At 70.6% G+C, this 18,415-nt stretch carries 22 protein-coding genes and 1 tRNA gene; 12 read left to right on the top strand and 11 right to left on the bottom strand.

What is annotated here, in order from left to right:
- Window positions 1–74 precede the first annotated feature (74 nt).
- The 7 genes from rplJ to N7E59_RS06345 form a co-directional block, all read right to left on the bottom strand.
- On the bottom strand, window positions 75–593 hold the full coding sequence (rplJ, locus tag N7E59_RS06375; RefSeq protein ID WP_261624085.1) for a 50S ribosomal protein L10: 519 nt from the start codon (window positions 591–593) through the stop codon (window positions 75–77).
- 376 nt (window positions 594–969) lie between these two features.
- Window positions 970–1,611 carry a flavin reductase family protein gene (locus N7E59_RS06370; protein WP_261624084.1) on the bottom strand — a complete coding sequence of 214 codons (642 nt, stop codon included), beginning with the start codon at window positions 1,609–1,611 and terminating at the stop codon, window positions 970–972.
- 132 nt (window positions 1,612–1,743) lie between these two features.
- Window positions 1,744–2,451: a 50S ribosomal protein L1 gene (gene rplA / locus N7E59_RS06365; RefSeq protein ID WP_261624083.1), complete on the bottom strand. Its 708-nt coding sequence runs from the start codon at window positions 2,449–2,451 to the stop codon at window positions 1,744–1,746.
- A 92-nt stretch (window positions 2,452–2,543) separates the two neighbouring features.
- The gene (rplK, locus tag N7E59_RS06360; RefSeq protein WP_261624082.1) at window positions 2,544–2,975 is read right to left on the bottom strand and encodes a 50S ribosomal protein L11; all 432 of its coding nucleotides are present in this window, start codon (window positions 2,973–2,975) and stop codon (window positions 2,544–2,546) included.
- 133 nt (window positions 2,976–3,108) lie between these two features.
- Window positions 3,109–3,948, bottom strand: a complete 840-nt coding sequence (locus tag N7E59_RS06355) for a transcription termination/antitermination NusG family protein (RefSeq protein WP_261624081.1) — start codon at window positions 3,946–3,948, stop codon at window positions 3,109–3,111.
- 75 nt (window positions 3,949–4,023) lie between these two features.
- The gene (gene secE / locus N7E59_RS06350) at window positions 4,024–4,383 is read right to left on the bottom strand and encodes a preprotein translocase subunit SecE (protein WP_315942996.1); all 360 of its coding nucleotides are present in this window, start codon (window positions 4,381–4,383) and stop codon (window positions 4,024–4,026) included.
- Window positions 4,384–4,456: 73 nt separating this feature from the next.
- Window positions 4,457–4,529, bottom strand: a tRNA-Trp gene (locus N7E59_RS06345).
- Window positions 4,530–4,724: 195 nt separating this feature from the next.
- On the opposite strand from N7E59_RS06345, the gene N7E59_RS06340 reads away from it, so the two are divergent.
- The 4 genes from N7E59_RS06340 to N7E59_RS06325 all read left to right on the top strand — a co-directional run bounded on the left by N7E59_RS06340 (window position 4,725) and on the right by N7E59_RS06325 (window position 8,396).
- The gene (locus N7E59_RS06340) at window positions 4,725–5,195 is read left to right on the top strand and encodes a DUF3995 domain-containing protein (protein ID WP_261624080.1); all 471 of its coding nucleotides are present in this window, start codon (window positions 4,725–4,727) and stop codon (window positions 5,193–5,195) included.
- A 105-nt stretch (window positions 5,196–5,300) separates the two neighbouring features.
- Window positions 5,301–6,506, top strand: a complete 1,206-nt coding sequence (locus N7E59_RS06335; protein ID WP_261624079.1) for a pyridoxal phosphate-dependent aminotransferase — start codon at window positions 5,301–5,303, stop codon at window positions 6,504–6,506.
- A 75-nt stretch (window positions 6,507–6,581) separates the two neighbouring features.
- On the top strand, window positions 6,582–7,613 hold the full coding sequence (locus N7E59_RS06330) for a 6-phosphofructokinase (RefSeq protein ID WP_261624078.1): 1,032 nt from the start codon (window positions 6,582–6,584) through the stop codon (window positions 7,611–7,613).
- Between the two features lie 63 nt (window positions 7,614–7,676).
- On the top strand, window positions 7,677–8,396 hold the full coding sequence (locus N7E59_RS06325) for a GNAT family N-acetyltransferase (protein ID WP_261624077.1): 720 nt from the start codon (window positions 7,677–7,679) through the stop codon (window positions 8,394–8,396).
- Window positions 8,397–8,408: 12 nt separating this feature from the next.
- On the opposite strand, the gene ygfZ is transcribed toward N7E59_RS06325, so the two are convergent.
- The 4 genes from ygfZ to N7E59_RS06305 are packed head-to-tail and all read right to left on the bottom strand — an operon-like array spanning window position 8,409 to window position 11,313.
- Window positions 8,409–9,629 carry a CAF17-like 4Fe-4S cluster assembly/insertion protein YgfZ gene (gene ygfZ / locus N7E59_RS06320; RefSeq protein WP_261624076.1) on the bottom strand — a complete coding sequence of 407 codons (1,221 nt, stop codon included), beginning with the start codon at window positions 9,627–9,629 and terminating at the stop codon, window positions 8,409–8,411.
- A 34-nt stretch (window positions 9,630–9,663) separates the two neighbouring features.
- Entirely contained in the window at window positions 9,664–10,281 is a 618-nt protein-coding gene (locus tag N7E59_RS06315; RefSeq protein WP_261624075.1) for a nitrobindin family protein, read from the bottom strand.
- 3 nt (window positions 10,282–10,284) lie between these two features.
- Entirely contained in the window at window positions 10,285–10,419 is a 135-nt protein-coding gene (locus N7E59_RS06310; RefSeq protein ID WP_261624074.1) for a hypothetical protein, read from the bottom strand.
- A 48-nt stretch (window positions 10,420–10,467) separates the two neighbouring features.
- Window positions 10,468–11,313 (bottom strand): hypothetical protein, encoded by an 846-nt coding sequence (locus N7E59_RS06305; RefSeq protein ID WP_261624073.1) that lies wholly within the window; start codon window positions 11,311–11,313, stop codon window positions 10,468–10,470.
- Between the two features lie 81 nt (window positions 11,314–11,394).
- Between N7E59_RS06305 and N7E59_RS06300 the strand changes: the two genes are divergently transcribed.
- From N7E59_RS06300 to N7E59_RS06265, 8 genes are all read left to right on the top strand, one after another.
- Entirely contained in the window at window positions 11,395–12,072 is a 678-nt protein-coding gene (locus N7E59_RS06300) for a response regulator transcription factor (RefSeq protein ID WP_261624072.1), read from the top strand.
- A 29-nt stretch (window positions 12,073–12,101) separates the two neighbouring features.
- Window positions 12,102–13,115, top strand: coding sequence for a mycothiol synthase (mshD, locus tag N7E59_RS06295; protein ID WP_261624071.1), 1,014 nt, complete (start codon window positions 12,102–12,104; stop codon window positions 13,113–13,115).
- A 55-nt stretch (window positions 13,116–13,170) separates the two neighbouring features.
- Window positions 13,171–14,157 carry an NUDIX hydrolase gene (locus tag N7E59_RS06290; RefSeq protein ID WP_261624070.1) on the top strand — a complete coding sequence of 329 codons (987 nt, stop codon included), beginning with the start codon at window positions 13,171–13,173 and terminating at the stop codon, window positions 14,155–14,157.
- A gap of 23 nt (window positions 14,158–14,180) precedes the next feature.
- On the top strand, window positions 14,181–14,543 hold the full coding sequence (locus N7E59_RS06285) for a GNAT family N-acetyltransferase (protein WP_261624069.1): 363 nt from the start codon (window positions 14,181–14,183) through the stop codon (window positions 14,541–14,543).
- Window positions 14,540–15,379, top strand: coding sequence for a thymidylate synthase (locus tag N7E59_RS06280; RefSeq protein ID WP_315942995.1), 840 nt, complete (start codon window positions 14,540–14,542; stop codon window positions 15,377–15,379). The genes N7E59_RS06285 and N7E59_RS06280 overlap by 4 nt, the downstream gene beginning before the upstream one ends.
- Window positions 15,376–15,957 carry a dihydrofolate reductase gene (locus N7E59_RS06275; RefSeq protein ID WP_261624068.1) on the top strand — a complete coding sequence of 194 codons (582 nt, stop codon included), beginning with the start codon at window positions 15,376–15,378 and terminating at the stop codon, window positions 15,955–15,957. The genes N7E59_RS06280 and N7E59_RS06275 overlap by 4 nt, the downstream gene beginning before the upstream one ends.
- A gap of 39 nt (window positions 15,958–15,996) precedes the next feature.
- Window positions 15,997–17,202: an aspartate-semialdehyde dehydrogenase gene (asd, locus tag N7E59_RS06270; protein WP_261624067.1), complete on the top strand. Its 1,206-nt coding sequence runs from the start codon at window positions 15,997–15,999 to the stop codon at window positions 17,200–17,202.
- A 159-nt stretch (window positions 17,203–17,361) separates the two neighbouring features.
- A complete protein-coding gene (locus tag N7E59_RS06265) occupies window positions 17,362–18,333 on the top strand; it encodes a type IV toxin-antitoxin system AbiEi family antitoxin domain-containing protein (RefSeq protein ID WP_261624066.1) in 972 nt (323 codons plus the stop codon).
- Window positions 18,334–18,415 lie beyond the last annotated feature (82 nt).

Below are 18,415 nucleotides of genomic sequence, written 5' to 3'. Positions count from 1 at the left end.
GTGGGCGGGTCTGCCCCGCCCCGGGGGCCTTCCGGGACCGTCATACCGGTCCGATCGGGCCCATCGAGCTCGGCTCAGGCCGCTTCCTGCTGCTCCCGCAGCGCCTCGACCGTGCGCACGGCCTTGGTCAGCGGAGCCTGGAGGACGGCGGCGGCCTTCGACTGGACGCCGATGAAGGCGCCGGCCATCTTGCCGAGCAGAACCTCGCGGGATTCGAGATCCGCAAGCTTCTTGATCCCGTCCTCGTCCAGCGCGGCTCCGTCCATGTAGCCGGCCTTGATGACGAGTGCGGGGTTGCTCTTGGCGAAGTCACGCAGGGCCTTGGCCACGTCGACGGCGTCGCCGTGGACGAAGGCGATGGCGGAGGGGCCCTCCATCTTGCCCTCGAAGGCATCGATACCGGATTCGCGCGCGGCGATCTCGGTCAGCGTGTTCTTCACCACGGCGTAGTGCGCGTTCTCCCGCACGGACTTGCGCAGCTCCTGCAGCTGTCCGACGGAGAGGCCGCGGTATTCCGTGAGCACTGCGGCGGTCGACGAGCTGAACAGTTCCTTCAGCTCGTCCACGGCGGCAGCCTTCTCAGGATTCGCCATGGCACTCCTTCCGATCTTTCGGTGCCGGCCGAGGTCCCTGCACTAGCGATGATCGGGGGCATGAAAAAAGCCCCGGTGCGCAGATGCACGGGGCGACTCAGATCGTCGGCGCCTCGTCCTGGACGGCAGGATCGGCACCTGATCGGGAGCGGCTGGTTCGTGTCACCTGCGCAGGTCGCCCGCGAGGGGTCTTTACAGCTGAGTCGCACTCCGGGCGGAGCCCGGCGACCGCGGAGCACAATGCCACTGTCCTCCGCACGACTTCAGCGACCGGCGGTCTCTGGTCGCGAACGATCCTACACGTCCCGAGGGCCGCTCCGCCACTCGGCGTCGGCCGACCGGTCACCGCCCCGGGAGGCGGCGGCCGGCGCAGCCCTCAGCGGTCGACGTCGACGTCCTCGGCGCGGGGACGACGCATGTGGAACAGGCGGTCGCTCCCGATCCGGAAGTAGTCGCTCGGCCCTCCGGCACGCAGGACCGGGTCCCCGGCCGCGGTGTCGTAGATGCCGTCGACCAGCAGTGATTCGTCGATGTGCACACCGACGACTTCGCCGAGCGTCAGCCAGGTGTCCACCTCGGTGCCGTGGGAGTCGGTGAGCCGCACGATCTGGGTGCGGCGGCACTCGAAGACCACGCGCGCCTCGGCCGCATGGGGCACCTCGACCACCTGCGACCGCCGCGGGGTCAGGCCGGCGGCCGCGAACTCGTCGACCTCCGGAGGCAGGGAGGCCGAGGTCAGGTTCATCCGTGCGGCGAGCCCATGGTCGGCCAGATGCCAGCAGAACTCACCGGAGGCCTCGATGTTGGCGACCGAGTCCTTCCAGCCGTTCGAGGCGAAGCCGATGATCGGCGGCGCGGCCGTGAAGGCATTGAAGAAGCTGTACGGCGCCAGGTTCAGCACACCTTCGGCCGAGCGGCTGGAGACCCAGCCGACGGGTCTGGGCGCGATGATCGCCTTGAACGGGTCGTGCGGCAGACGGTGTCCCCGGCGGGGCTCATAGAAGTGTCGGGATCCCACAGCCGTGAACGTAGCACGACTCGCCCCGGTCGAGCCGCTCCCGGCCCACCGACCTGCAGACATGACGAGGCCCCGGCGACCTCTCCGTCGGAGGGTCGCCGGGGCCTCATCCGCCGTGCGGCGGACTCATGCTCAGGCCTGCGGCACCACGCGGGTGACGTTCGGGTCCACAGGGATGCCCGGGCCGAAGGTGGTCGTCATGGTGGCGCGCTGGATGTAGCGGCCCTTCGACGCCGAGGGCTTCAGACGCAGGATCTCGTCCAGTGCGGCGGCGTAGTTCTCCGCCAGCTGGTCGGCGTCGAAGCTGGTCCGGCCGATGATGAAGTGCAGGTTGGAGTGCTTGTCGACGCGGAAGTCGATCTTTCCGCCCTTGATGTCGGCCACGGCCTTGGCGACGTCCGGAGTCACAGTGCCGGTCTTCGGGTTCGGCATCAGGTTGCGGGGCCCCAGCACCTTGCCGAGACGTCCGACCTTACCCATCATGTCCGGGGACGCCACGGCGGCGTCGAAGTCGGTCCAACCGTCGGCGACCTTGGCGATCAGCTCGTCGGAGCCGACGACGTCGGCGCCGGCCTCCTCAGCCTTCACCGCGTTGTCGCCCTGGGCGAAGACCACCACGCGGGCCGTCTTGCCGGTGCCGTGCGGCAGGTTCACCGTGCCGCGGACCATCTGGTCGGCCTTGCGCGGGTCGACCGACAGGCGGAAGACGACCTCCACGGTCGCGTCCTTCGAGGACGGGTTGGCCTCCTTGGCCAGGCTCACGGCCTCGGCCGGGGAGTAGAGGTGGTCCGCGTCGATCTTCTCGGCGGCCGCCCGATATGCTTTGCTGCGCTGTGCCATCTGCTTGTTCTCTCCTTCGCAGGTGTGGTGTGCGGGCCGCGCTCGGCCCTTCCCACAGGGGTTCTTACGGATGTCGGCTCAGGGCCGGGGTGTCAGGCCTGGACCTCGATGCCCATCGACCGGGCGGTGCCGGCGATGATCTTGGAGGCGGACTCGACGTCGTGGGCGTTGAGGTCCTCCATCTTGGTCTGGGCGATCTCCTCGACCTGCGCCTGGGTGAGCTTGCCGACCTTGTCGGTGTGCGGCACGCCCGATCCCTTGGCGACGCCAGCGGCCTTCTTGATCAGCTCGGCGGCCGGCGGGGTCTTGGTGATGAAGGTGAAGGAGCGGTCCTCGTAGACCGTGATCTCCACGGGCACCACATTGCCGCGCTGCGACTCGGTCGCGGCGTTGTAGGCCTTGCAGAACTCCATGATGTTGACGCCGTGCTGACCGAGCGCAGGGCCGATCGGCGGTGCCGGGTTGGCGGCACCCGCCTGGATCTGCAGCTTGATCAGGCCGGCGACCTTCTTCTTCGGGGCCATAGTTGAAAGCGTCCTTCGTACTTGCGGTTTCCCTCCGCCACAGGAGTGTGGTCAGAGGCGGTGGTCATCATGGCGGCGATGACCGGTCCGGTGCGACGGACCAAAGCCATCCGTCGCACCGAGAGTCTGTGTCTCAGTAGACCTTGTCCACCTGGTTGAAGTTCAGCGTCACCGGGGTCTCGCGCTCGAAGATCGAGACGAGTACCACCAGCTGGCGGCTGTCCGGCTGGATCTCCGAGATCGTCGCCGGAAGGGTTGCGAACGGACCGTCGTTGACGGTGACGGACTCGCCGACCTCGAAGTCGACCGTGACGGCCTCTCCGGGGGTCGGGCCGAGCGGGGCTGCGTCGCCGCCGGTCTCGACGACCTTCGGAGCGTCGGGCTTGCCGAGGCGGTGCTCGACCAGCATGTCGTAGACCTCGTCGATGCCGAGCGGGTGCGGATCGTGGGCGTTGCCCACGAAGCCGGTGACCCCCGGGGTGTGGCGGACCACACCCCAGGCCGCATCGGTCATCTCCATGCGCACCAGCACATAGCTGGGGATGCGCACCCGGTTGACGACCTTGCGCTGGGTGCCCTTGATCTCCACGACCTCCTCCATGGGGACGTCGATCTCGAAGATCGAGTCCTCCATGTCCTGGGTCTGGATGCGGGTTTCCAGGTTGGAGCGCACACGCTTCTCGTACCCGGCGTAGGTGTGCACCACGTACCAGTCGCCGAGGCCCCTTCGCAGCTCACGACGCAGCTCGTCGGCCCGCTGGTCGTAGGTCTTCTCCTCAGGCTCCTCAGACTGTTCGGCCTGGTCGGCCGGCTCGGCGGACTCCGCCTGCTCGGGGGCCTCGGAGTCCGTGGGCTCGGCGTCAGAGTCGGCCGAAGCCTCGACAGCGTCCTCGACGGCGTCGCCGTCGGTCACGGCGGCCGTCTCCTGGGCCTCATCGGCCTCGGTGTGCTGCGAAAGTTCCTGTTCCGACACTGTCTCTCCTGCTCTTCGTGGTCTGGGCCGGTCGGGCCGCGGATGCTGGGCCCGGGGCGGTGCGACGAGTCGCTGCTACGAGTCGTCGCCCTGACCCTGCTCGGCGTCGTCAGCCGGTGCGTCGCCGTCGGGGGCGTCCTCCGGCGCCTGCTCCATCGGAGCTTCGGCCGGTGCTTCCGCGGCACCGTCGCCGAACACCCATTCGGCGGCGGTGCTGAACACCCGGTCGAGCCCGGTGACCAGCAGGATCACGATCACGACGAACACCAGCACGACCAGCGTGTAGTTCGTCAGCTCGCGCCGGGTGGGGACGACGACCTTCTTCAGCTCGTCGACGACCTGCCGGAGGAACAGCCACACCTTGCCGAACGGTCCCCGCGGTGACCCGCCGTCCGGGGACCTGCCCTGGTCTTCCTGGGAAGGAGTCTGGGACACGGAGGCTCCATGGGGTCGGCGGACAAGGTGTGAGCCGCGTCGACCGGAGGTCCGGACACCGCGCCGCTCAGCGCAGGGCAGACAGGACTCGAACCTGCAACCTACGGTTTTGGAGACCGTTGCGCTACCAATTGCGCCACTGCCCTAGGGTCTGGGACCGTTCTCTGGAGGGCACGACCCATCAGAGGTGCCCAGACACCGATGAACGAGTCTACATCGTGGCCACATCGGCGACAAAAACTCCGTCTCAGGATCCGTCCCGCAGGACGCACCGCGTGCCCGCAGGCCGGTCCCGCGCCGGACATCACGCCGGACATCGCGACAGGGGAGCCAGGGGGAGCATGGGACGGCTGCGACGGTCCGCGCTGGCCGGGACGATCATCTTCGGCGGACTCCACGCCGCATCCAGCCTCTGGTGGGGGCTGGGCGGACGGGCCCTGCTCGGGACCGTCGGCGAGGGCGCGGTGGAGCTTCGGGAGCAGGCCCCCTGGTGGGTGTTCGCCGGCCTGCTGATCATCGGCCTGCTCAAGCTCGCCGCCGTGGCCGTCCCGATACTCCATCTTCGCGGAGCCCTCCCCCGTCCCCGGCTCTGGCGGGTGCTGTGCTGGTGCGGCGCCGTCGGACTGATCGTCTACGGCGGGGTGCACACGGTCCTCGCCCTGACCGCCCTGGCGGGGGCCTTCGGCCCGGTGCACGATCCCGAGGGCCTGATGGGACATGCGTTCCTGTGGGACCCCCTGTTCACCCTGTGGGGCGTGTGCCTGGCCGTCGCCCTGAGGCGCGCACCTCTGATCGGGCCGTCCGGGCGCTGAGGCGGTTCACCTGGTCAGTCCCTGCCGATAGTGTGGGAGGCATCCGCAGGCCGTCGCCGTCGGCGGCCCGGGAACCCAGCACAGCACGACGATGAGGACGACATCATGACAGCCCCCTCCGCCCGCGTCTCTGAGCGCATCGGGTCGATCGCCGAGTCCGCCACCCTGGCGGTGGACGCCAAGGCCAAGGCCCTCAAGGCCGAGGGCGAGGACGTCATCGGCTTCGGCGCCGGCGAGCCCGACTTCCCCACGCCGGAGAACATCGTCGACGCAGCCGTCGAGGCCGCCCGCGACCCCAGGTTCCACCGATACTCCCCCGCCGCCGGCCTGCCCGCGCTGCGCGAGGCGATCGCCGAGAAGACCTCCCGCGACTCCGGGTTCGCAGTGGAGGCCGCGAACGTGCTGGTCACCAACGGCGGCAAGCAGGCGGTGTTCAACACCTTCGCCGCGCTGCTGGACCCGGGCGACGAGGTGCTGCTGCCGGCCCCCTACTGGACCACCTACCCCGAGTCCGTGAAGCTGGCGGGCGGAGTGCCCGTCGACGTCTTCGCCGGACCCGAGCAGGGCTACAGGGTGACCGTCGACCAGCTCGAGGAGGCCGTCACCGAACGGACCAAGGTGCTGGTGTTCGTGTCCCCCTCGAACCCCACGGGAGCGGTCCACAGCCCTGAGCAGGTCGCAGAGATCGGCCGATGGGCCGCTCAGAAGGGACTCTGGGTCGTCACCGACGAGATCTACGAGCAGCTCACCTACGACGGCGTCCCGTTCACCTCCGTCGCCTCGCTCACCGAGCTCGCCGACCAGGTGGTCGTGCTCTCCGGCGTGGCGAAGACCTACGCGATGACCGGCTGGCGGGTCGGCTGGATGGTCGGCCCCCAGGACCTGATCAAGGCCGCTTCGAACCTGCAGTCCCACGCGACCTCCAACGTGGCCAACGTCTCCCAGATGGCGGCGCTGGAGGCCCTCACCGGGCCTCAGGACGCCGTGGCCCGGATGCGCGAGGCCTTCGACCGGCGCCGTCGCGCGATGGTCGAGGGGCTCGACGCGGTGGCCGGCTTCAGCTGCCCGACCCCGGAGGGCGCCTTCTACGCCTACGTGGACGTCCGTGGGGCCCTGGGCCGCGAGGTCGGGGGCACGACCCCGCAGACCTCCGCCGAGCTCGCCGAGGTCATCCTCGAGCAGGCGAAGGTCGCCGTCGTGCCCGGCGAGGCGTTCGGCCCCAGCGGCTACCTGCGCCTGTCCTACGCACTCGGCGACGACGACCTGCACCGCGGCCTCGACCGCATCGCCGACCTGCTCGGGCGCGGCTGAACACCGCAGCACCCGTCCCAAGACCCCGTCCCAGACCCCTCTCAGACCCGTCCAGAAAGGCTCAGGGCCTCCACCATGCGCATCGGCCTGCTCACCTCCGGCGGCGACTGCCCCGGACTCAACGCCGTGATCCGTTCGGCGGTCCTCCACGGCATCAAGAGCTACGGCGACGAGTTCGTGGGCATCCGCGACGGGTGGCGGGGCCTCATCGAGGGCGACCACGTCGAACTCGCGCGCCAGGACGTCCGAGGACTCGCCAGACAGGGCGGCACCATCCTCGGCACCTCCCGCACCCACCCCTACAACCACCCCGACGGCGGTCCGGAGAACATCCGCGCCCAGATGCGCCGCGACGGCCTCGACGCCGTCATCGCCATCGGCGGTGAGGGGACGCTGGCGGGAGCGAAGCGGCTCGCCGACGACGGCCTCCCCATCGTGGGTGTGCCCAAGACCATCGACAACGACCTCAGGGCCACCGACTACACCTTCGGCTTCGACACGGCGGTCTCCATCGCCACCGACGCGATGGACCGCCTACGCACCACCGGGGAGTCCCACAGCCGGTGCATGGTCGCCGAGGTCATGGGCCGCCACGTCGGTTGGATCGCCCTGCATTCGGGCATGGCCGCCGGGGCGCACGCCATCCTGATCCCCGAGCAGCGGGTGGCCATGGAGCAGGTGTCCGAGTGGGTGCAGCAGGTCCACGCGCGCGGACGATCCGCGCTGGTCGTCGTCGCCGAGGGATATGTCCCGGAGGGCTCCGACGAGGCCTTTGCGGACAAGGGCCGTGAGGCCGACGGGCGCCCCCGCCTCGGCGGGATCGGTGAACGGCTGACCCATCAGATCGAGCAGAGCACCGGGATCGAGACGAGGAACACCACCCTGGGCCACATCCAGAGGGGCGGGAACCCGACCGGCTTCGACCGGGTGCTGGCCACGCGGTTCGGCATCAAGGCCCTCGACCTGGTCCACGAGGGCGCCTGGGGCCATATGGCCGCGCTGCGGGGCACCGAGATCGAGACGGTGGACCTCGCCGAGGCCCTCGACGGGCTCAAGGAGGTCCCGCCGGAGCGCTACGAGGAGGCGCAGATCCTCTTCGGCCGCTGACCCCGCCGACCTCACCTCACCCGCGGGGCGGCAGCCCCTTCGACGAGAGGCCCTGCACCGGCCATGACGCTGACCGAACAGACCCGACAGATCATCGGCTTCACCTGGGCCCGGATGCTCGGCCTGGGGGACGACGCCTTCGACTCCGACCGCGAGCGGCTCGGAGTGGTCGACGACGACGCCTCCGCGGTGACCGTGGTCCGGCTCTTCGGGCGCACGGCGGTGACCGGCCCGGAGAGTGCACTGGACGCCCTGCGCGGCACCTCGGACGAGGACCTGGTCTCGGAGCGTCGACTGCTGGAGCTGATGCTTCCGGAGCACCCCGGAGCTCGGGCGCTCGGCGCATCGCGGCTCCTCTACTGCGAAGAGCCTGCTCCGCCGACGCTCCAGGAGCCGGCGACGGTCTCCTTCGACCCCGCCGACGTCAGGGCGGTCACGTCCCGGTGCCCGGCCGACGACGTCGCCGTCTCAGGCGTCGCGGAGGCCGAATGGACCGCCACGCTGATGCTGGATCCGCAGTCGTCGGACGGCCCCGACGCAGCGGCGGCCTCGTGCCGGCAGATCTGGCACCACACCTTGGCGCACCTGGGGGTGCTCACCCGACCGGACCGCCGAGGCCGCGGTCTGGGCGGCCGGGTCGCGGCGATCGCCGCGGAGGAGGCCTTCGTCGAGGGCCTGGTGCCGCAGTGGCGAGTCGCATTCGAGAACGAGGCCTCGCTGCGGATCGCGCAGCATCTCGGATTCAGCGCGGCCGGGACCCAGACCACGGTGATCCTCGCCTGAGCGGAGCCGCGCTCAGCGGCGACCGCGCCGGACGAAGTCGCCCTGCGGACGGCCCACCGTCATCCCCGCGTCCGGCCGGACCACCATCTCCTGGGACGCCGCCCAGAACGACGGGTGGTCCTCGACCGTGTCGCGCACGACGAGCTGCTGCTCGGGATCGGCGCGCCGCTTCAGCACGGCCAGGGCGATCGGGCCCATCTCATGGTGCAGGGCCACAGAGGTCACCACGCCCACGGCGCGCTCCGAGGCCAGCGCCTCGGCATCGGCCTGCGGGTCCTTCGGCGCCAGCACCTCGGCACCCGGCCGGGGGTGGGCGTGCTCGGACCCGTCGAGGTGCAGGAACGTCAGCCGACGCGGCGGGTGTCCGAGGTTGTGGACCCGGGCGACGGTCTCCTGACCCTTGTAGCAGCCCTTGGAGAGGTGGACCGCGGTCCGGATGAGGTCCAGCTCATGCGGGATCGTCTTGGCGTCCACCTCACGGGCGAGGCGCGGACGGCGGGCCGCCACACGCAGGGCCTCGGCGGCCCACGTGCCGGCCAGGCCGAGCCCGGCCTCAGCCAGCTTCTCGGTCAGGACCTCGAGTCCGGCGCGCGGCACCAGGGTCAGGTGCCATGACCAGTCCAGCCCCGGGTGGTCGTCCTCGTCGAAGGCCGCATAGCTGGCCGCGCCGGGGCCGAGCCGGGGCCACGGGTCCTCCCACCGGACGGTGTCGTCGAGGTCTGCGGCGCTCAGAGCCGCCTCCGGCAGGGGCTCCGTGGAGCCGAGGACCGCGATGTCCGCCGAGCGGTCGGCCACTTCGACCCGCATGGCGAAGCGCATCGAGTCCAGCCAGCCGGTCAGCCCAGCCGCCCAGGACCCTTCCGTGATCAGCCAGGCGGTCTCACCGTCGTCGACGATGCCGGCCCACTGCTCGATGCGCCCGGAGATGTCCAGCATCAGCAGCTCGCGGGACTCCCCGGGCGTCAGGTCGGTGAGCTGCTGGGAGGAGAGCGTGGTGAGCCACGAGAGACGATCGGCACCGGTGACGGTGACCACGCCCCGGTGGGACAGGTCGACGACCGCACGGCCGGCATCGAGAGCACGCTGCTCGGGGACGGGAGAGCCGTAGTGCGCGGCCGCACCGGCGTCCTCGCCGATTCCGGGCACCGCACCGGGGCGGTCGAGCATCGGGGAGCCCCCGGACGTCGCAGCGTCGGCGGCGGGGGCGTCGGTCGGCGTCTCGGACGCGGTCATCGGGGATCTCCTCCAGGTCGGCGCCGGGGAGGTCTCAGGCCTCCCGGGATGAGGCGACGCGGTTCAGGATCGCTGAGGCGTGTGGGGCCATCTCGCCGTCCGGGCCCTGGACGTCCCAGCGCCAGAACAGCTTGTCCTCCACCAGTCCGAACATCCGGGTGGCCGCCGGGTATTCCGCGGCGTGCTCACCGCGCATGACCGCATCGGTGGTGATCTGCAGCTGCGGGCCCCGGATGCGACCGTAGTAGAGCTCGGTCAGCGAACCGGGGTGGGTGATGGTCGCGGTCAGCGGGAAGGAACCGTCCTCGGCGGCCAGACCCTGCACATCCTCGGCGCTGCGGTAGGCGGGGACGACGTCGCCGGGGTTGAGCCCGGGGCCGACGTCGGCGTCCGCCCGAGGCCGGTCGAGCGCCCAGAACCCGGACTCCACCGACAGCGGGCGCAGCGGAGTCCCGTCCTCATCGGTCAGGCGGGTCTCGGCGCGGTACTCCACGAACTCCATCCCGGAGTCGCGGAAGGTCACCCGCTGGGTGAACGCGGGGTCGCCGTCCTCCCCCGTGCCCAGACGACCCTGACCCTCCCAGGCGCCGAGGAGCCAGTACAGCGGCACCAGCTCAGGTGTGAGATCGGTGGGCAGCTCCATAGGAGCCATGGATCAGCGCTGACCCTTGAAGAGGCGGCTGACCACGGTCAGGGAGATCCCGCCGATGGCGAGGACCGAGAGGACGAGCAGGCCGATGAAGAAGATCTCCAGGGCCAGGACTGAGACGTTCTGCAGACCGAATTCCATGCGGACAGTCTAGCGGCTCGGCGAGGCTCCCGCGGTCCGACGTCGGGCTCAGCCGATGAGCAGCCGCTCGGCGAAGTAGATGACGGCTCCCAACGCGGCGACCGGAGCCGCCCCCACGGCGGTCCGTGCGCGGACCCCAGCGGGGGCGCCCTGCAGGATGAGGAACCGACGGAACGCCCCCACGAGCACTCCGGCGCCGGCGCCGAGGATGGCGCAGAACAGGATGGTCGCCTGCCCCCAGACGAAGCCTGCGGCGACACCGGCGACGACGCCGCCGACGATGACCAGCGGGAAGACGACCCGGTCGCGGGCCGGCAGGGACGCGATGAGCACCACCACGAGCAGCAGCAGCGCACCCAGCCCGATGATGCTCAGCGTCTCGCCCTGCCCCGAGACGCCGAGGAAGCCGTCGCCCTCCGTCGGCAGCAGCCCCCGGACGGTGATCACGCGGGTGTCGTCCTCGTCGTCCTCCACCCCAGTCAGCTCCAGCGGGTACCGGTACCCGGCGACCCACCCGGCGGCGGTCGTCGAGATCACCACCCCGGTGGAGGCCCCGAGCGTGGATTCGAGGCGCTGCGGGCGCCCGGTCCCACGCAGCACCTGGATGACGAAGACCACCATGACGCCGAAGGCCAGAGCCACGGTGGACCAGAAGAACAGCGCCGAGGCCCGCTCCACCAGCGACGCACCCAGCACCGCGACCACCCCTGCGATGAGGATGACGACCGACAGAGAGGTCCGCGCGGTGACCCCCATCAGCTGCGGCCAGCCCCATGCGATGAGCACGCACACCCCGCACGCCACCAGGGCGACGGCCGCGGTGCCGAGCAGCGAGGCCAGCAGCAGTGCGGCGGAGCTGAGCAGGGCGGAGCCGACCAGGGGCAGGTACTTCATCACACTCCGCCATCTTGCCAGAGGACCGACCGATATACTCGACCGGACCGGGCAGGCCGAGAACACGCGCGAGGGGGTCAGATGGCCACGGTGCTCGTGCTCTCCGACGCACAGGACGACGCCCTGCCCGCCCTCGACCTGCTGGGCCACCGCGTCCGCACCATGGCCGCACAGGCCTCCTCCCTGGTGCATGCGCCCGACTGCGACGTCGTCTTCGTCGACGCCCGCACCGGACTCGCGCACGCCCGCTCCCTGTGCGCCCTGGCCCACGAGACCCTGGGTGCGGCCGTCGTCGCCGTCATGGCCGAGTCCGGACTGGCGGCGCTGAACGAGGGCTGGGGCATCGACGACTTCGTCCTGACCCACATCGCCCCGGCCGAGCTCGAGGCCCGCATCCGCCTGGGGGCGTCCCACGCCGAGCCGGAGGCCTCCGAGACCGAGATCCGCGCAGGCGGCATCGTCATCGACGAGTCCACCTACATGGCCGCGATCCGCGGACGGATGCTGAACCTCACCTATAAGGAGTTCGAGCTGCTCAAGCACCTGGCGCTGCACCCGGGCCAGGTGTTCACCCGCGAGCAGCTCCTCCAGGACGTCTGGGGGTACGACTACTTCGGGGGAACTCGCACCGTCGACGTCCACATCCGGCGTCTGCGGGCCAAGCTGGGATCCGACCACGAGTCCCTCATCGGCACGGTGCGCAACGTCGGCTACCGGCTTGTCGCCCACGCTCCCGGGGCGGAGTCCCAGAGCCCCTGAGCGCCGAGCCCCTCGGATACAGTGGTGGCATGAGCGCCGCACCGCCCACTGCCGAGGACTCCCCCGAGACGGACGTCGAGATCCTGCGCGGAGCACCCACCGGCGAGCAGCTCGACGCGCTGGCCGACCTCGCACGCTCGGCCGAGCAGGCCGACGGGAATCCGCCGTTCTCCGAGCAGACTCTGGTGGAGATGCACCAGGCCGCGGAGACCGGCGCCGGGGAGGACGCCCCCCTGCACATCGCCTACGCCTGGACCCGCGACGGGGAGCGCCTGCTGGTCGGCGCCGGCGTCGTGGTGCGCGGCGACGGCGGCCACTCGGAGGACGCCACCCCCGACGTCATGGAGCTCGTGGTCCGGCCCTCCTTCCGACAGCACGGCATCGGCACCCAGCTCGCCGGCGCGCTGGTCGGCGGCCCGCTGTCCCCCGAGACGGGACGGCTGCGACGGGCGTGGGCGCACGGTGAACACGATGCGGCCCAGCCGCTCAGCACCCGCTTCGGCTGGTCGCCGGTGCGCGCGCTGTGGCGCATGCGCCTGACCTCGCCCGAGGACGTCCCCGAGGCCCGCCTGCCGGAGACGGTGACGATCCGCGCCTTCGAGCCGGGACGCGACGACGAGGACTGGCTGATGGCCAACGCCGCCGCCTTCGCCGACCACCCGGAGCAGGGCCACCTCACCATGGAGGACCTGCACAGCCGCATGTCCGAGGACTGGTTCGACCCGGCCGGCTTCCTGCTGGCCGAGGAGGCCGGCGAACTCCTCGGCTTCCACTGGACAAAGGTCCACCCCCGCGACCCGTCCGAGGGTCGCGACGAGGCCCTCGGCGAGGTGTACGTCGTCGGCGTGGTGCCCGAGGCCCAGGGACGCGGGCTCGGCAAGGCCCTGACGCTGGCCGGCATCGAGCACCTGCACCGGCAGGGTCTGCGGGCGGTCATGCTCTACGTCGACGCGGACAACACCTCCGCCGTCGAGCTCTACCGTCGCCTGGGCTTCACCCGGTGGGACGTGGACATCATGTACGCACCGGAATCGGACGCCTGAGCCGGATGCCTGAGCCGGACGCCACGGAACCCTCCGCGACGACCCAGGAGCCCCTGTGACGACGACGCCCCACCGAAGGACCGCGCGCCACACCGACGCGCCCCCGACCTCGCAGGTCCTGGCCGCCGGCGCCCTGTGCTGGAGGACCGCGCGCGGCCGGCTCGAGGTGCTGCTCATCCACCGTCCCCGCTACGACGACTGGTCCTTCCCGAAGGGCAAGCTGGACCCCGGGGAGACCCTGCCCGAATGCGCCGTCCGCGAAGTCCGCGAGGAGATCGGGCTGACGGTCCGGCTGGGCGTGCCCCTGCCGGTCACCCGCTACACGGTGGCCAACGGGCGCGGCGGCCGCTCCAAGGAGGTCTGGTACTGGGCGGCGGAGGCCGTCTCCGGACGCGCCGAGCCCGACGGCTCCGAGACCGACGAGGTGCGCTGGGTCACCGTCGAGGAGGCGCGGAAGATGCTCAGCAACCGCTCCGACGTGGAGCCCCTCGACGAGCTCGCACGTCTGGCGGAGTCCGCGCGGCTTCGCACCTCGCCGTTCATCGTGCTGCGGCACGCCAAGGCCAAGCCCCGGACCTCGTGGTCGCGGGCCGAGGCGGAGCGGCCCCTCGCCGCGACCGGCAAGCGCCAGGCCAAGGCCGTGGGCGCCCTGCTGACGGCCTGGCGGCCGCGCCTGGTCGACACCAGCCCCTGGCGACGCTGCGTGGAGACGGTCGCCCCCTACTCCAAGAAGCACGGGCATCGGCTCAAGCACCGGAAGTCCCTGACCGAGAAGCGCGCCGCGGAACGGCCGAAGAAGGCCGCCTCGAGGACCCGGAAGTCGTTGGAGACCCTGCTGCCCACCGTGCTGTGCACGCACCGGCCCGTGCTGCCGGTGGTGCTGGCCGAGCTCGGCTCCTGGACGCCTCAGTCCGCAGTCCGCGAAGCGCTGCCGACGTCGGACCCGTATCTGCGCCCCGGCGCCGTCGTCGTCGCCCAGCAGGCGCTCGACCGCAGCGGCGAGGTCGTGTCCCTCGAGGTCTACGAGCCCTTCGACGACTGAGCCGGAGACGGTAGTCTCGGCGTATGGACCATCAGGCACAGGCCTCCGGCGGAGGCGCGCGGCAGAATGTGCACCCTCACGCTGAGATGCGCATCGACGAGGACAGGCGACGCGTCGAGCTGTGGGACGACGTCGACGGCGCCGAGACGTTCATCGGATTCATCGGCTACTCCGAGGACACCATCGGCGGCGACCCGGTGATGCGGCTGCAGCACACGGTCATCAGCCCCCGGTTCGGCCGTCGGGGCTACGCCCGCTGCCTGGTGACGCTGCTGCTGGAGAAGCTCGAAGCCGACGGGACGTCCTTCACCTCGGAGTGCTCGTACATCGACGACTACCTCCGCCGGTACCCCGAGCACCGCAGGAACCTGGTCGCTGCCGGATGACCAGCGACGACCTTCCGCGCACGGCCACCGACTCCGCCGTGCCCACGCCGTACGAGGATCTGCTCGCCGAGGTCATGCGGCAGGGGACCGCCAAGTCCGACCGCACCGGCACCGGCACGCGCAGCGTCTTCGGCCGGCAGATGCGGTTCGATCTGCGCGAGTCCTTCCCCCTGATCACCACCAAGCGGGTCCACTTCCGCTCCGTCGCGCTCGAGCTGCTGTGGTTCCTGCGGGGAGACTCCAACGTCCGGTGGCTGCAGGAGCGGGGGGTGCGGATCTGGAACGAGTGGGCCGACGACGACGGCGACCTCGGTCCGGTCTACGGCGTGCAGTGGCGCTCCTGGCCCACCCCCGACGGCGGGTCGGTGGACCAGATCGCCGGCGTCGTGGACTCCCTCCGGCACAACCCGGACTCACGACGACACATCGTCACCGCGTGGAACCCGGCCGAGGTGGACCGGATGGCGCTGCCGCCGTGCCACACCATGTTCCAGTTCTACGCGGCCGACGGCGAACTGTCCTGTCAGCTCTACCAGCGGTCGGCCGACCTCTTCCTGGGTGTCCCCTTCAACATCGCCTCCTACGCGCTGCTCACCGCGATGGTGGCCGAACAGACGGGGCTCCGACCGGCAGAGTTCGTGTGGACCGGCGGGGACTGCCACATCTACGACAACCACCACGAGCAGGTCCGCGAGCAGCTGGGCCGGGAGCCGTACCCGTACCCCCGGCTGCGCTTCGGACGCACCCCCGCGTCGATCTTCGACTACGAGTTCGAGGACATCGAGGTGCTCGACTACCAGCATCATCCGACCATCTCGGCCCCGGTGGCCGTATGACCGACCACCGTGCCCGGGCGCCGCGGATCGGCATGATCTGGGCGCAGACGGTGGACCGCGTCATCGGTGCCGAGGGCGGCATGCCCTGGCACCTGCCCGAGGATCTGCGCCACTTCCGCAGGACCACCGCCGGCGCACCGCTGATCATGGGGCGCCGCACCTGGGAGTCGCTGCCGGCCAGGTTCCGTCCGCTCCCGGGTCGCCGCAACGTGGTGGTCACCTCCTCCTCGGACTACGCGGCGACGATCGTCGAGGCGGGGGCGGAGACGGCCTCGTCCCTCGACGCCGCCCTCGACCTGCTCTCCGAGACCCCCCGCTCCGAGACGGGCGAAGCCGACGTCTGGATCATGGGAGGCGGCGCGATCTACGCGGAGGCGGTGGCCGAGGCGCTCGCAGAGCTGGCCGTGGTGACCGTCATCGACCTCACCGAACCCGGCGACACTCTGGCCCCCGAGCTTCCGGAGGACCGGTGGTACCTGGCCTCCTCCGATCCGTCCTCCGGGTGGCACACCGCTGAGAGCGGCGTCCGCTACCGGATCGAGCATCACCACCTCGGCGGACGCAGGCACGTCGACTGAGTCATAGGGGTTCGGCGCACGGTTCGCTAATCTGGTGCCATGACTACTTCGACATCCCCTGACGCACACGCTCTGTCCTCCGGGGCCGGTGAGAGCCCGTCCGTGGGCATCGTCGGCTGGCGCGGCATGGTGGGCTCGGTGCTCATCCGCCGCATGCTCGACGAGGGGGACTTCGGCCACATCAGCCCGGTGTTCTTCTCCACCTCGAACGCCGGGGGCGAGGCGCCGAGCTTCGACGGCGTGGAGTTCGAGGAGAAGACGCTCTACGACGCCTTCGACGTGGAGACCCTGCAGAAGCTGCCGATCATCGTCACCGCCCAGGGCGGGGACTACACCAAGGAGGTCTACCCGAAGCTGCGGGAGGCCGGCTGGGACGGCATCTGGATCGACGCCGCCTCGACCCTGCGGATGGAGGACTCCTCCATCATCACCCTGGACCCGATCAACCGGGACGTCATCGACGCCGGCCTCGCCGCCGGGGTCCGGGAGTTCATCGGCGGCAACTGCACCGTCTCCTGCATGCTCATGGGGCTCGGCGGCCTGTTCCGGGAGGGCCTGGTCGAGTGGGGCACCGCGATGACCTACCAGGCCGCCTCCGGCGGAGGCGCCAAGCACATGCGCGAGCTGCTGACGCAGTTCGGCGCCATCCACGACGCCGTCGCCGGAGAGCTGGCCGACCCGTCGGCGGCGATCCTCGACATCGACCGCAAGGTGCTCGACACCCAGCGCGACGGGCTCGACGCCTCCCAGTTCGGCGTGCCGCTGGCCGGATCGCTGATCCCCTGGATCGACGCGGACCTCGGCGGCGGACTCGCCAAGGAGGAGTGGAAGGGCGGCGCCGAGACCAACAAGATCCTGGGACGGGGCGACAGCCTCGCCCCAGGGGTGGAGCGCCGCGGCGACGCGATCCCCTTCGAGTCCCTGTGCGTGCGTGTCGGGGCCCTGCGCTCCCACTCGCAGGCCCTGACCCTGAAGCTGCGTGAGGACCTGCCGGTCGATGAGATCGAGTCGATCATCGCCGCCGGGTCGGACTGGGCGAAGGTCGTGCCCAACGAGAAGGAGCCCACGATGGAGCAGCTGACCCCGGTGGCGGCCACCGGTGAGCTGACCATCCCGGTCGGGCGGATCCGGAAGCTGGAGATGGGGCCGGAGTACATCTCCGCGTTCACCATCGGAGACCAGCTGCTGTGGGGCGCGGCCGAGCCGCTGCGCCGCATGCTGCAGATCGCCGTCGGTCGGCTGTAGGCCGAGCCGGCCCCTGACCACGGATCGGGGTCCCTGTTTCAGCCGCAGGAGTCCCCGAACCGCCTCCGTGGGTCGCATCCGGTGACTGGAAGGCGGACGTCGATGCCCTGCCTGTGGAGAACGTCTGCGAGGAGGCTCTGATTCGACTGGGATGGGGCCATGTCATCCCATCACATCATCGGTCGTCGTCGCGCGGAGCTGCTGGAGTCGGGGATCGACGATGCGGGGCTGCGACGGGCCGTGCGGCGCGGCGAGACCACGAGGCTGGCCCGAGGGATCTACGCCCCGAGCACGGGAGCGGCCCCCACCGCCTCCGCGCGGGCCACGGGCATCCTCGAGGCCGTGACCGCAGACGGATCCCATGCCGCGTCCCATCGCACCGCCGCCGAACTCCTGCAGCTGCCGCTGAGCTCCGAATCGGCCCGTCTGCTGAACATGTCTCCCCGATCGCTCGAGATCAGCGAGCCGCTCGAAGTGGCCACCACCGACGGCCGGAAGGCCATCCGTCGTCCGGGGATCCTCCTCGGCCATCGGGCGCAGATCGCACAGGAGCGACTGACGCGCGTCGGCGAGATCGTCACCACCGACCATTCCAGGACGTGGGCAGACCTCGCGGCCCTGCTCACCGTCGAGGAGCTGGTCGTCCTGGCCGATCAGCTCATCCGCATCCCGCGCCCTCGGTTCGAGACTCGTCGTGAACCGCTGTGCACCCCGGAGCAGTTGGCCGCAGCGATCGAGGAGCGCAGTCCCGGTCGGGGTGTTGCTCGGGCACGCCGCGCCTGGAAGCTCAGCCGCATCGGAGCGGACTCTCCCCCGGAGACCCATCTGCGCCTGGCCCTGGGGCGTGCCCAGCTTCCCGAGCCGGAGGTCAACAGCTGGATCTGTGATGCGGACGGCCGTCCGCTGCTGCAGCCCGACCTGCTGTTCCGACAGTGGCGAGTGGCCGTGCAGTACGAAGGACAGAACCACTCGGACCCGCGGCAGGTCGAGTCGGATGTGGCACGCGCCGAACTGATGGAGCTGCTGGGATGGGACGAAGTGCGGCTCACACGACGCCATATGGTGGACGGGTGGGCACCGGGGATCGACAAGGTTCGACGCGCGCTGCTGCAGAACGGATGGCGGCCCTGATCCGAACCGCCGAGGATCGAGGGGCCTCTTTCAGTCGCAGATGAGGGTCCGGACACCCCGCCGAGCCGGTCTTGTGACTGCA

Source organism: Nesterenkonia marinintestina, from assembly GCF_025420485.1.
GTDB lineage: Bacteria > Actinomycetota > Actinomycetes > Actinomycetales > Micrococcaceae > Nesterenkonia > Nesterenkonia marinintestina.
Note: the sequence above shows the minus strand (reverse complement) of the source record. Positions and strands in the feature narration are given on the sequence as shown.